Genomic DNA, 12,615 nt, shown 5'->3' on the forward strand with positions numbered 1-12,615 from the left:
CGCTCTGTTAACGAGCACTTTGAGCAAATGGACTCAGAGATTATTACCCATGCAGCTTTTAACCTGCGTAAACGCATGGTGAATTTTAACGATCACATAGAACCTTTTACAGTGTCAAAGTCGCAAGCGCTAATTGATGCCAATCATCTACATTCTTCTTGGTTAGACTATGATTTAAAAACGTTAATATCAGACAAAAACGGCAATTTATTGTCCAGCGATCCCAGTAATTTCATCAATGATCTACCGGCAGATTTTAGCTTGTTACAACTATTGCAGGACTATCGCGATCAGCAGTTTATGATCAAGATAAATAATAGGCATTACCGAGCCATTATCATTACACATCAAGAGGTTTTGGCATTTATTGCTCTACCTATCGATGTGCATCATCAATATCTTATCCAGTTTAATCGCCAGCTGAGCTTGATACTTATCGCCATTACCTTATTATTGGTTTCAGTAGCAGCACTAAGTGTACACTGGGGTTTTGCTCCCCTAGCTACTATCGTACAAAAGATGAAAGGCATTAATCTTCAAAGGTTAGATGAAAGAATTGTGGTTGGCGATATGCCGTTAGAATTACGTCCACTAACGGAGTCTTATAATTCTATGATGGTCAAGCTTGAAAGTAACTTTGAATCATTATCACGGTTTTCAGACAATATCGCCCATGAGCTACGTACGCCAATAGCGACGCTGAGTACGCAAACGCAAGTCATGTTAACTAAGCCAAGAGAAAGCGACGAATACATTGAGCAATTGCATCATCAGCATGATACGTTAAAGCAGTTATCCGCCATGATTAACGATATGTTATTACTGGCAAAAACTCAAAAAGAGCTGAGTGATTCGCAAATCAGTCATGTCGATATAGAGAGCTTGATCACAAAGCTTATAGATTATTATGAGATGATTGCTGAGGATCGTGAGATAATCTTTGAAAAATCGGGTGATTTTAAAACAGTACTAGGTGATAAAGGCTTATTGCAACGGCTGTTTGCCAACCTGATGTCAAATGCGATTTATTATGCGGCTAGTAATAGCACTATTATGATATCCGCTACTGTCCTCACTTCAAGCACCTCGCTTAATGCGCCAAAAGACGATATTCAATCCCCAGAGCAGCTCTGGTTAAGAATAACTATGACCAACCGTCTAGACAAACCATTAAATCAGATTGAAGCCGATAAACTGTTTGAGCGATTCTATCGTCATGATAAAACGAATACGATGCATTCAGGAACAGGCTTAGGCTTATCTATTGTGCAAGCTATCGCCAATGCTCATAATGGCAAAGTTAGTATTACTATCAAAGATGAGTGTCTTTTTGAGGTTGCTGTAAAGTTGTTGATTGCCAGGTAGTAAATACCTTCATACTGTCTATGAACCGCTCAGATTAGATCGAAGGCGAGTTTACTTGGAAGGTCTCTCTATCCATAAGATGAGATTCTGACTTGCGATAGTTGTACTTTTCAATTGTTGGACAAAAAATTTCTTATATAAGCCTATTTCATACATTCTATTACCAATAATTATGATGCCTTTATGATGATTCATCCTCAGTATGATCCCGTAGCGCTTTCCTTGGGTCCATTGGAAGTGCACTGGTATGGGCTAATGTATTTGCTAGCCTTTGCTGCCGCTTACGGTTTGGCTTGGTATCGCAGTACCAAACGCGACAATTGGACCACCGACATGGTCTCTGACTTAGTCTTTTATGGCGCGCTTGGTGTCATCTTAGGCGGTCGTATTGGCTATGTGCTGTTTTATCAGTTCGGTGAATTACTCCAAAACCCTGCCTATATATTAAAAGTCTGGGAAGGCGGTATGTCTTTCCACGGCGGCTTTATCGGCGTCATGCTAGGTATGTGGTTCTTTGCCCGTAAATATAAAAAGACTACCTTTCAAGTATTCGATTTTATCGTTCCTTGTGTACCAACCGGCTTACTGTTTGGGCGTATCGGCAACTATATCAATGGCGAATTATGGGGTCGCGTCTCAGACGGTGGCTATAACTGGCTGACCTACTTTCCGCAAGCCGCGGCGTTTGATATGGAGCAATTACAGAGCAATCCACAATTGCAAGAATTGATGATTGAAGTCAATGGTCAATACATATTGCCTCGTCATCCATCACAGCTATATGAAGCCTTTGCCGAAGGTCTGCTGCTATTTATATTCTTATGGTGGTATTCATCAAAACCACGTCCACGTATGGCCGCCTCCGCTGTATTCTTACTAGGCTATGGCATCAGCCGCTTTATCATTGAATTCTTCCGCCAGCCAGATGCTGACCAAGGATTCATATTATTAGGTTGGATGACCAAAGGGCAAATCTTAAGCGCGCCGATGATTATCGCCGGCTTAATCATGCTGATTTATGCTTACAAACGCGGTATTTATGATTGGGGTAAGCAGTCTGCATATTAGAAATAAGTGTCGAGGTGCATGAACAAATAAATATAAATGCAGTTCTAACAAGATACATTCCATTTGCAGAATTAATACCTAACCCCAGTTCGGGATAAGGGCTCAAAAAAAAGATAAAAAAAGAAGTCCAAAGTTGCTAAAGTAAGTTTACCAAGACAAACTTCACAACAAGGACTTCTTACATGGACAACCTAACCGAACTATACTGCCATATTGACGACTTTTATCAGCAATTCAAACCTGAGTTTGACGCTCATTTAATCGCAAAGGGCCGTCAACGGCTAAGAGCATGCCAGATAAGTGTAGCAGAGATGATGACCATCTTGGTACTGTTTCATCAACTGCGGTATCGACAGTTTAAGGCGTTTTACTACCATCACATGCTTGGCATGATGAAACGGGCGTTTCCAAATCTGCCGAGCTACTCGCGATTTATAGAGCTTGTGCCGCGCAGTATCATACCACTGTGCAGCTACTTGCAAAGCATGATGGGCGACTGTACGGGTATCAGCTATATTGATTCAACCAAGATAGCAGTTTGTCATAACAAACGTATCTACCGTCATAAAGTCTTTAAGGGACTTGCAACCCGAGGCAAAAGCAGCATGGGCTGGTTCTATGGCTTTAAGCTGCATGCCATTATCAATCATAAGGGCGAGCTTGTATCTGTTAAAGTCACTGCGGGTAATACGGATGACAGAGTGCCTGTTAAGGATATGGCAACACCTGTGTTTGGGGATAGAGGCTATATCAGTAAAGCCCTAAACGCGTGGCTCACAAAACACAGTGATACTACGTTGATCACTAAACTTCGGCGTCATATGAAACCCCAATTACTCAAGCCTATGGATGAGGCACTACTCAATCATCGCTCTTTGGTTGAAACGGTGTTTGGGGAGCTTAAAAACTTGTGTCAGATTGAGCATTCACGCCATCGTAGTGTCACGGGTTTTATTACAAACTTGCTGTCAGGTTTGATTGCTTATTGCTGGTTTCCCTATAAACCCACCATCAAAAATATGCCTCAGCAGAGACAGGTAGCGACATTGTAAATAGTATCAATGAGTTACAATGTGGCTTATCCCGAACTGGGGTTACCCCATTATTGATAGTAGATTCACTGATTTTTAAATTCTAGGCGTCGCTGTCGAACACCGAAGCAAACTTAAATAACTTATGACGCATTATCTAAAATCACTAACTCTTCATCCGTAATCAATACCATATAAACAAAAAATCGCAGCAACGGAGAAAATTGCCATTTATCATTTACAGAGGATCTGTTATCAATCAAAGCGATTCCAATGTTGAACGTACCCATACTATCTTTACTGATGCTACGCAATCCCTTCATATCAGCTAAATTAAGATGGACTTGTGATGCCGCAGGATGAGCAACTAGCCAATTTTTCGCTGGCAGTAATTGTTTGGCAATTTTGATAAAACGTCGTAACGCTTTCTTTTCTTTGATTGAAAAAGGAACAAACGCCTTACTGTAAGATAGATGCTCTTGGCATAGAGCTATAAACCACTGCCAATCATCTAATGAGTTATCTCGTAGTTTTTGAGCACTGCTTTGCAGTGAAGACAGTAATCTATAATCACTTTTGTACTGAATACTTTTTGGAAGGCCATTTGTTCCAATGAATCTAGGGTTATCATGGCTCGAGGTCACATTGGCTACTTTTCGCGCTCGATTTATAATGATATCTGCGTCGTGTAAATCAATATTAACCATTATTGCAGCCTGCTTTAAAGCTATGCCTAAAGCATTTTGCTGTAATAAGAACCAAATGCTATTCATGCCATAGCGCATAAATAACGTTTCTGTCCTACTTTGTGAATCGACTAAAAGGGTCGTGTTTTTAATACATAAGCGAGGCGCTTCATATTTGCGCTGACTAAGACTTCGAAACAACAACTTTCGGACGCTAGTTAGGCTGACGTCGTTATGGTCGATAATGGCATCATTCTCTTTAAGCCTTTTTCTATTGATGCCAGTGACGTTGTTAATGGCAACAACTGGTAGCTTAATATTAGCGCCGCTCAGCGCATAAGTTGCCATTAAAACAGCGATATGGTTGTAATACTCAAAACTGCGCTGCGGTGATAAATGACCCATGATTCCAGATAGAGCGTACCAGCGATCTTGCGCATTAAGATGCTCACCAAGAACGCCATATTTGATCCGTTTAATGTCTTCTTCGTTATAATCAGTCAAAGCTTTAACAAGCTCAGTATCACCACATAGTACAAGTGATAAATTAGTAACCGCCGTATGTCGAAACGCATGAAAGGTTTGCTCCGGCTTATTACCTGGCTTTTTTGGGATGTCCTGTAAGATACGTCTTAGCAGTTGTAGCGGTACGTGATCATCAATTGGCGTCTTTTCAGAAGATAGTGTGAATATAAAGCTTCTAGGATTAAGACCGACAGTACTTTGTGTGTATCTTATAAATAATGCCAACTCGTCTGGCTGCAACAAAGCATAAATAGGGATTCTACGATTGCTGCCAGCTGTTTTTAAATCACGATAAGGATTACTACGAACAACAAGTGACGGAGACGGTGAATTTAGGCCTTCTATATCAATGTACCGTAATCCTAACAGCTCCTTTTTACGCATTCCTGTTCGATAGACCAGCATAAACATCAAAGCAAACATCTCTCGCTCTAGAATATCCACGCTATGCAAAATCTGTGTAATAATCGCGTGATACATATGAAGGGAAATCAACTCAGCACGAACGCGTCGACCCTCTTTTTCATAGGCAATCGTTACTTGTGGTAGATCGTAATTTTCATGAGCAAAGTTATGAAGGCGTTGTAACAGCTTTGCATAATAAGAAATATTTATGTGACGGCGAACTGTGGTTTTGTACTCCAAAATATCCTCATAGAGCACCTCAAAGTCCTCTTCATCCCAACCATCAATAGGCTGATTCATTGAAAAATACAGCCATTCATAGCCAATGCTTCTAATGTATTGCAACACGGAAGTACTTTTAATAGAATTGTCCAACTCATCTTTTAAAAGAGCCAGTATCCAATCTAAAAACACCCTCTCATTAACTGCAGTGTATTGCTCATACCTTTTTTCTATCCTTTGGATCAAAGTAAGCGGTTTATAGCCTAATCTCTTACTTTTTAGACTTCCTACAATTTTAAAATCACTAGCGATATCCGTAATCAGCTCTGAGCGCCGTACTTTTCTACCATGTAGGCTTGGAGTCGTGCTTTTATCTAATATATTTTCTGATCCTTTTATTGACAACTTTAGAATATCGTCTAAGTCGTAATTTTTTACCGATTTCTTATATTGTCCTTCTAAAAATTCTTTAAACTTCTCTTTGGTCAGCCCTGCTGTATTTTGCTTGCTACTCAGTACCGCTACGGAAGCTTGATCAATATCAGCACCATCAAGCATCTCCCAATGGTAACTTGCGTAAGACAGCATCTGCGGAAAAGTTAAAATCGTCAAACCCCCATTGTTAAGCACTGGTTTTAAAGCGTTTATCAAGTAACTCTCAGCACTTTTTTTTAAACTTTTTTCAGCCTCATCATTGATAGCCAGTTTATTTTTTGCTTGGCGATATCGTAGCAACCAGCATTGGCTGACCATATCTAGAACAATTTGCTGAGTGTTGTAAAGCTGATTTTGCGTGTTACTACGCTCATTGCCATAATACGCTTGTAGAAACCGGACTGATATTAGTAATCGCTTATTGATAAATGGCTGGTATTTTTCATTTATTAGAGCCTCAAGCCAACTTTCAAGTATGGCTTTACTATTAATGCCACCATACATGATGCCAGAGTAAACCAGCCATCCTAATATTTCTTCTAAGCTATACTCACTCGTTTGTGTCCAGTGGTGACTTACCGCTCGTACCATCTCATTAATTTGCTTACCTTTAGTGATCCAATCATTATTAATGAGGAGCGGATTAAATTTTGTGGGCAATACAGTCTTGATATTAGGATAGCGATAATCATTAAGCATAAAATGCTTGTTTTGATAGTCAATAAAACGATTTACCACTTTATAGGCTTGTTTAACTCTTTTCTCTGTTTGGCATGTCTGCGTGATGGTTTGATGAGCATAGCTTTGAAACTCTAAAAACCCTTCTGCATCTATGGGCCTGATTTGTTGATTTAAAACAATATTGAACTGTTGCAACAGCAAATCCCAACGCCACCAGCGCTTATCAAAATATATAATGCGACATCTATGCTTCTCTACTAAAAAAGTATGGCTATGATAAGCACAAGCTTTACGAGAGTATTTTTTAGTATCTTTTAGTATCTTGATATTATCAGGATACGCTTGACGTAGTTGCTCCCATTTGGTTTGAAACTTAGCAAGCAATCCAATTTCAAGCTGCTTGGCCTTCCCTACCTCTTCTAGTATTTGAGGGTCAGGGATATAAGCCTTTTTTCTTCCATCAAATTTTGCCAGTGTATCTATAATTTTAGGCGGCTTGATTTCATTTACGAGCACGACATGCTCCATTCATCATGATTGTTTTTGATATTAATTTCTTTTAAACCCAATGTCTCTGCCAGCTGTTCAAACTGATCACCCACTTGTTTAATCTGATGCTTACTAAGTGATGAGAAACGTCCTAATGCATGTTGGCGCGCTTTTTCATGACCAACAACTGCATTGATGAGCACCATATCAACGCCTAGTCTTTCAAGTTGAGTCCGTACAAAATGACGGGTCCAATAAGGGTCAGTGTCAATAATATCTTTGGTCATATGATAAGCGTCGCCTCGTTTGATGACATCAAGTGTACTGAAGTTCTCTGATAGCAGTCGCAATAATGCGATCTCATTACCTAGACGTATCTCATCAATACATTCGCTAATTTCCTGTTTCAATAAATTATTAAGCTGATAACCAATTAAATAGCTCCGGTAATCGCTTAGTAAGCGTATGAGTGTCGAACATAAAGGTATGAGTCTATGACTCTTTGATTTTCGATTGGGTTTGTCATCAATCATTAGCCAGCCAGCCTCAAGATCGATATCGCTCATCAGTCCGATACCGTTATTTGGTCGTACACCCGTTAATAAACAAAGTACAAACCATACGAAAATGCTGATACGATTAAAATGTGTATTGGCATCAGTACTGCTGTCCGCCCATGCTTGCAGCTCAGTGATAATCTCACGAACATAATTTGGCGTAAATGCAAATCCAGAACCTAACGTGTACTTGTGCCAAGGGGTGATATATGACATATCAAAGTGATTGTCTTGATTAAATATACTCAGCGCTAATTTATAGTGAGACAAAATCTCTTCGCTAAGATGACTGCTGTAATACATGGCTGGAGCTTGAGAGGCAGGCGTTCTGCAAATCAGGTCAGCGATGTGAGCATTGCTGTTTGGCGTGTAGCGAGAAAGCACCACATGCAGTGCAGTCTCAATACGATTCGTTGATAAGTACGGCAAACTTATTTTAGCGCGTAGATAGGTAAGATATTCTTGAATACCATTATCTGATGGTAGCTCACCTGTTAATATTTCATCGATAAGCCATTGCGGGACAGGAATTTTAATGATGTCAAGCTGATTTTCATACTTACTACCATTAAACGCTTCTTGCCGTTTGGTAATACCAAGCGAATGATGAATGTAGCTTCGATTCAAACCAATTTTAAAAATACTCGGATGACCAATGTATCCTGCAATAGTTAAAGATTTAATGGGCAACGCTGTAATCATAGACAGCAACAAAATGTAAGCACAGTCCCGATTGGAAGTGTTGGTTGAAAACTGAGTATCTTGGCAAAGCGCTGAAAATATCCGCTGATAGCTGGACTTTGGTAGTACCCGAACGTTTGAATTGAGCGCGAGTTCTTGTTGAGAAATGTGGTTTTGTTGCAGCGATAAGTCTATCGTTTGGAGCGGAAAAGACAGCCCTTTTGGCAAGTCAGTAGTGACTTCATAACTTATAAAGGGCGGGTCATAATGATCAATACTTTCTTCATATGTGGTGGTTAAGCCCTCATAACTCTCAGTCATCGCCGTATAAAACTGCGATTGCGACTCTAATACGAAATCTTCAAAATGTTCATCATTCGACCCTAGGTCATTTTGAACATTATTGACTGCTAACAATACAGGTTGATTGGCTAGGCTAATAGGCTTTATCTGGTTATTGGGTTCTATTTTTAGACGTTTTTTCACATAGTGAGCATCTTGATAAGACGCTATGATCTTATTAATTTGTCTGACATCAGGAAGCTTTAAAAACTCTTTTTGTGTACGATCACCATACTTAATCGCTAAACGCTTTGACACATCTTGTAGTGATATCAAGATATTATCTACTTTTTGCTCTGGTATCTCAGGAAGCTCACGCCAAATCCAGGTTCGTGTTGCTGCCTTTGAGAATTGAGCCAGTTTAAATTGCATCAAAATATTGTGCATATGCGTCTTTTTGCCATGATATATAAGCAAAACCGCAGTGTGTAACGCAATTGCAAGCCAATACAGCTTCTGCCGAAGACGAACGGTTTGACGACGCTTATACATGATATTTTGCATCAAAATTAAGACTTGCATTATAAGCGGCTTTTCACTGAGCTCAGATCTGCCAATGTGCATATCACGCTCGGCAACCGGTCTCTCATGCAATATTTTTATCACTTTATTAATCAGTTGCTCTTGGTGATCAGCATTGCAATAACCTTCCTGAACCACTGCTACGATATCACCAATAGCTGCTACTGCCCTTTCTCTATTCTTAAAATCGTCATGATCGCCTTGGTGGTTGATGGTCTGTTTGATAACGTCGAGACTCGGTACATCGCGAAGATGGTAGTGAGACTTAATAGTTGACATTATTTTTGTCCTTTTTATAACGTTTATAATAAGTCTGCTCATGAATGTTAATAAGATTACAAAAAGTACCGATAGAGAATTTTTTTGAGCTAAAAAGCTGCTGGTTTATATCAGCAGTGAGAAATCTATTTAAATGAATATAAATTAACCTGATATCTAAATATTTTTGATATCTACATATAATGTCAATCAATTCATAAAATGCATATTTAACCTCGAATTGCGCTTCATTAATTTTTACTATGGATACTTTCTCTGCGCACAACTCTTGGTTAAGATCTACAGTTTTTAACAGATAAAAAACTTCAAAGTTATTCACTAATTGTATTACTTCGCCGGTTTTTATAAATAGTATAGGCTTGGCTAGCGTCAGATTTTGATAAGCTATAAATGTGTTCGAAGATTTAATTTGCGGACGAATGAACTGATTATAGATTTCAAACAATTTGACGATGTCATTAACAATCACGACTGAAGTCTTTTGTAACTTAGCAATAGTGACATTATCCATTTTATATTCCTCTAAAATTTGACCTCTACCCTTGTTAAATACCTTACAACCTTAAAGGATATTAAAAAAGCTGCTCTGAGAGATAAGCGTCAATTGGTGTCGCATATAATTAATTCTGATTTTGATGCTAAAGTGGATGAGAATGACTTGTATTCTAGTTAATCCCCTTACTCACGAGGAACAGGGCTGGTAGCGTAAAGTGATGTTAGCATGCAACGTTTTTATAGCGTGTCGGCTCAAATACTTAAACATCGTAATGATTACTACAAAATATTAGAGCGTACTCAAAAAGGGAATGCAGATGTTACTGAATGGTTGATTTGGTTTTTACAAGCTTTAGAGTAAACACTATTATGCGCACAGAAAACCACGGATAAAATCATCAGTAAAGCCAGCTTTTGGCAGACCCACCGTCAGCAACTATTGAATCCAAGGCAAGTAAATATGGTCAATGTACTGTTGATTAGTGTTTAAGGCAAACTCATGATCAAAAAAAAAGGGGGGGGATAATGACGAAGTGTTCGGCGAATACTGAATTGAAAGCTATTAAGGATTTGGTAGAAAAAAGCATATTAGAGAAGTCTACTGCTTAAGGGCGCAGTACGAGTTATGAGCTAGTCTTATAAAGCTTACTCTCTATCGTAAAAAAACAGTATGACCAAAGAAAAATCAATATACTCGAGAATTCTAAGTTAGTCAGATATCCCTGACCACAGGGGGCCCTCAGTGCCTGCTACTAAAAAGGTTGGCTGCTTATTTTTAAGTTTTGTTAAAAGCTCTATTTCTGTTAGACGTTCATAGATCTTGATTAGATTACCATCAGGATTTTAATGCACAAATCACTTATCACACTGATGTCATCGAATAAGGTCAATAAACTGGCTCAAGCCATCTAAGATCCTTAGCGCATATTCGCGTAAATTAATAAATAGATTTCTATTGAACTTTTTTTAATGTTTTTTAGTATCACCAACAATCTTGTCCATCAAGGCAAACAACAGGCCTGAAAGTACAAACGTCATATGAATAATCACTTTCCACATCAACCTATCAGCATCACTCTCGCTCATCTCTTTGGGTATATCCATAAATGATTTAAGAAGATCGATAGCAGAAATGGCAACAATAGCACCGATGACTTTAAGTTTTAGGCCAGAGAAATTAATTTTTCCCATCCATTCAGGACGATCCTCATGATCCCCTGTATCAATTTTTGAGACAAAGATTTCATAACCACTGAATATAATGATGAGTAACAAACTTGCGACCAATGACATGTCGATAAGAGCTAACGCACCAACGATCACATCGGCTTCAGACGCACTGAGCACATGGGTGATCATATGCCACATTTCTTGGAAAAATTTGATAAATAATAAAATAATACCGAGTACTAATCCCAAATAAAATGGGGCTAGTAGCCAACGGCTATTAAATATGATTTTCTCTAATCTTTGCTCAGTTTTCTTTAGCATAGGGATCTCTTAAGGTTTTCGATGGTATTAATTACAAGGCTTAATATGATGACAATCACATTATTGGTAATCGCAAATGCATTAATCATGCTTTCAAGGCTGAATGGGAGGTTAAGGACTTCAAAATATAGAAAATAATAATACCTTTCCTCATAATTGCGCTGGTTGCTTATGCTACTATAAAACTGAGCCTTCTATTGCTCAATTTTTTATGCCCATTTTTCTTAACGATTACTCTAACTTTTATAAGGAAAGACACTGATGTGGTTGGCAATACTTGCAGTAGTCGTAGGACTAGCAATTTTGGTATGGAGTGCTGATGTTTTTATTGATGGTGCCGTCGCTTTAGCTAATAAGTTGAATGTACCCAGTTTTTTGATTGGTGTCATCATTCTAGGTTTAGGTACTTCAGCACCAGAGATGATAGTGTCCATGTTAGCTGCTTTAGAAGGTAGCCCTGAGCTAGCATTGGGTAATGCTTATGGTTCTAACATTGTTAATATCGCCTTAGTATTAGGCGCAACGGTATTGATAAGTCCAATTATTATCCGAAAAAGTATTATCAATCGTGATATGCCCTTACTACTGTTGGTGACGGCAGTAGCTGCTTGGCAATTAAGCGATGGCGTCTTAAGTAATACCGACGGTATAGTATTAATAGTACTTCTAGTCGTTGTCTTAGGCATACAAATTATCTTGAGCCTGCGTGAAGGCAACCACGAACATGAAGGCGATACTGTAGAAGAAACTGCAAAAGCTGAACACAGTATGGCGCAAGGTTTAGGTAGGTTGTTTCTTGGTTTGCTCGTATTAATACTAAGCTCGCGCGCTATCGTTTGGGGCGCTATCGAACTTGCTACTTTATGGGGCTTGAGTGAGCTTATCATTGGTCTCACTATCGTCGCTATCGGTACGTCACTGCCTGAATTAGTTGCGAGCTTGTCGGCCGCACGTAAAGGCGAGCATGATATGGCTTTGGGTAATATTATAGGCTCTAACGTTTTTAATACTTTAGGAGTCGTAGGTGTAGCAGCACTCATTGCGCCTATTACTCCGAGTAGCATTATTCTGTCGCGTGATATATTAGCGATGGGTCTCTTAACCTTACTACTGTTTGCGATGTGCCTATTTGCATTTAAAACCAAGCGTGCATTCGGTCGTACTTCTGGCACCACCTTAGTACTATTTTTCGTCGGCTATACTGTCTGGTTAATTCAGACGGTCAGTATGTAGCAAGTTACTAATAATCACATACGTTTGATTCGACAGTTTACAGTTTCTAATAATTCGTCATAGACTTTCATGTAATTACCTAGGCATCTTCAAATTGAACCGCCCCGA

9 protein-coding genes are annotated in these 12,615 nt (G+C 39.1%); 4 read left to right on the plus strand and 5 right to left on the minus strand.

Annotated elements, in window-relative coordinates; translation table 11 throughout:
* Positions 1-27: 27 nt before the first annotated feature.
* The 3 genes from QL919_RS00560 (at position 28) to QL919_RS00570 (ending at position 3,485) form a co-directional block, all read left to right on the plus strand.
* Complete coding sequence (locus tag QL919_RS00560; RefSeq protein ID WP_227522958.1) at positions 28-1,365, plus strand: ATP-binding protein; 1,338 nt, start codon at positions 28-30, stop codon at positions 1,363-1,365.
* Positions 1,366-1,548: 183 nt separating this feature from the next.
* Positions 1,549-2,433: a prolipoprotein diacylglyceryl transferase gene (lgt, locus tag QL919_RS00565; RefSeq protein ID WP_011959981.1), complete on the plus strand. Its 885-nt coding sequence runs from the start codon at positions 1,549-1,551 to the stop codon at positions 2,431-2,433.
* Between the two features lie 182 nt (positions 2,434-2,615).
* Positions 2,616-3,485 (plus strand): IS982 family transposase, encoded by an 870-nt coding sequence (locus tag QL919_RS00570; protein ID WP_290187686.1) that lies wholly within the window; start codon positions 2,616-2,618, stop codon positions 3,483-3,485.
* Positions 3,486-3,607: 122 nt separating this feature from the next.
* On the opposite strand, the gene QL919_RS00575 is transcribed toward QL919_RS00570, so the two are convergent.
* From QL919_RS00575 to QL919_RS00595, 5 genes are all read right to left on the minus strand, one after another.
* Positions 3,608-6,934, minus strand: coding sequence for a site-specific integrase (locus tag QL919_RS00575; protein ID WP_158511270.1), 3,327 nt, complete (start codon positions 6,932-6,934; stop codon positions 3,608-3,610).
* On the minus strand, positions 6,925-9,288 hold the full coding sequence (locus QL919_RS00580) for a hypothetical protein (protein WP_201564459.1): 2,364 nt from the start codon (positions 9,286-9,288) through the stop codon (positions 6,925-6,927). The genes QL919_RS00575 and QL919_RS00580 overlap by 10 nt, the downstream gene beginning before the upstream one ends.
* A complete protein-coding gene (locus tag QL919_RS00585; protein WP_068037374.1) occupies positions 9,275-9,799 on the minus strand; it encodes a hypothetical protein in 525 nt (174 codons plus the stop codon). Before QL919_RS00585 ends, QL919_RS00580 begins: the two co-directional genes overlap by 14 nt.
* Positions 9,800-10,749: 950 nt before the next feature.
* A complete protein-coding gene (locus QL919_RS00590; protein ID WP_068037376.1) occupies positions 10,750-11,274 on the minus strand; it encodes a TIGR00645 family protein in 525 nt (174 codons plus the stop codon).
* On the minus strand, positions 11,268-11,363 hold the full coding sequence (locus QL919_RS00595) for a hypothetical protein (RefSeq protein WP_227514060.1): 96 nt from the start codon (positions 11,361-11,363) through the stop codon (positions 11,268-11,270). The genes QL919_RS00590 and QL919_RS00595 overlap by 7 nt, the downstream gene beginning before the upstream one ends.
* Before the next feature lie 172 nt (positions 11,364-11,535).
* On the opposite strand from QL919_RS00595, the gene QL919_RS00600 reads away from it, so the two are divergent.
* Positions 11,536-12,507 (plus strand): calcium/sodium antiporter, encoded by a 972-nt coding sequence (locus QL919_RS00600; RefSeq protein ID WP_068406836.1) that lies wholly within the window; start codon positions 11,536-11,538, stop codon positions 12,505-12,507.
* Positions 12,508-12,615: the final 108 nt, after the last annotated feature.

The sequence above is a fragment of the Psychrobacter sp. APC 3426 genome, assembly GCF_030408035.1.
Classification (GTDB): Bacteria; Pseudomonadota; Gammaproteobacteria; order Pseudomonadales; family Moraxellaceae; genus Psychrobacter.

Excerpts from the sequence above, each read along its gene's own strand:
- lgt (WP_011959981.1), top strand. The coding sequence starts at position 1,549 with ATGATGATTCATCCTCAGTATGATCCCGTAGCGCTTTCCTTGGGTCCA.
- QL919_RS00580 (WP_201564459.1), bottom strand. The coding sequence starts at position 9,288 with ATGTCAACTATTAAGTCTCACTACCATCTTCGCGATGTACCGAGTCTC.
- QL919_RS00585 (WP_068037374.1), bottom strand. The coding sequence starts at position 9,799 with ATGGATAATGTCACTATTGCTAAGTTACAAAAGACTTCAGTCGTGATT.
- QL919_RS00595 (WP_227514060.1), bottom strand. The coding sequence starts at position 11,363 with ATGATTAATGCATTTGCGATTACCAATAATGTGATTGTCATCATATTA.
- QL919_RS00590 (WP_068037376.1), bottom strand. The coding sequence starts at position 11,274 with ATGCTAAAGAAAACTGAGCAAAGATTAGAGAAAATCATATTTAATAGC.
- QL919_RS00600 (WP_068406836.1), top strand. The coding sequence starts at position 11,536 with ATGTGGTTGGCAATACTTGCAGTAGTCGTAGGACTAGCAATTTTGGTA.
- QL919_RS00560 (WP_227522958.1), top strand. The coding sequence starts at position 28 with ATGGACTCAGAGATTATTACCCATGCAGCTTTTAACCTGCGTAAACGC.
- QL919_RS00570 (WP_290187686.1), top strand. The coding sequence starts at position 2,616 with ATGGACAACCTAACCGAACTATACTGCCATATTGACGACTTTTATCAG.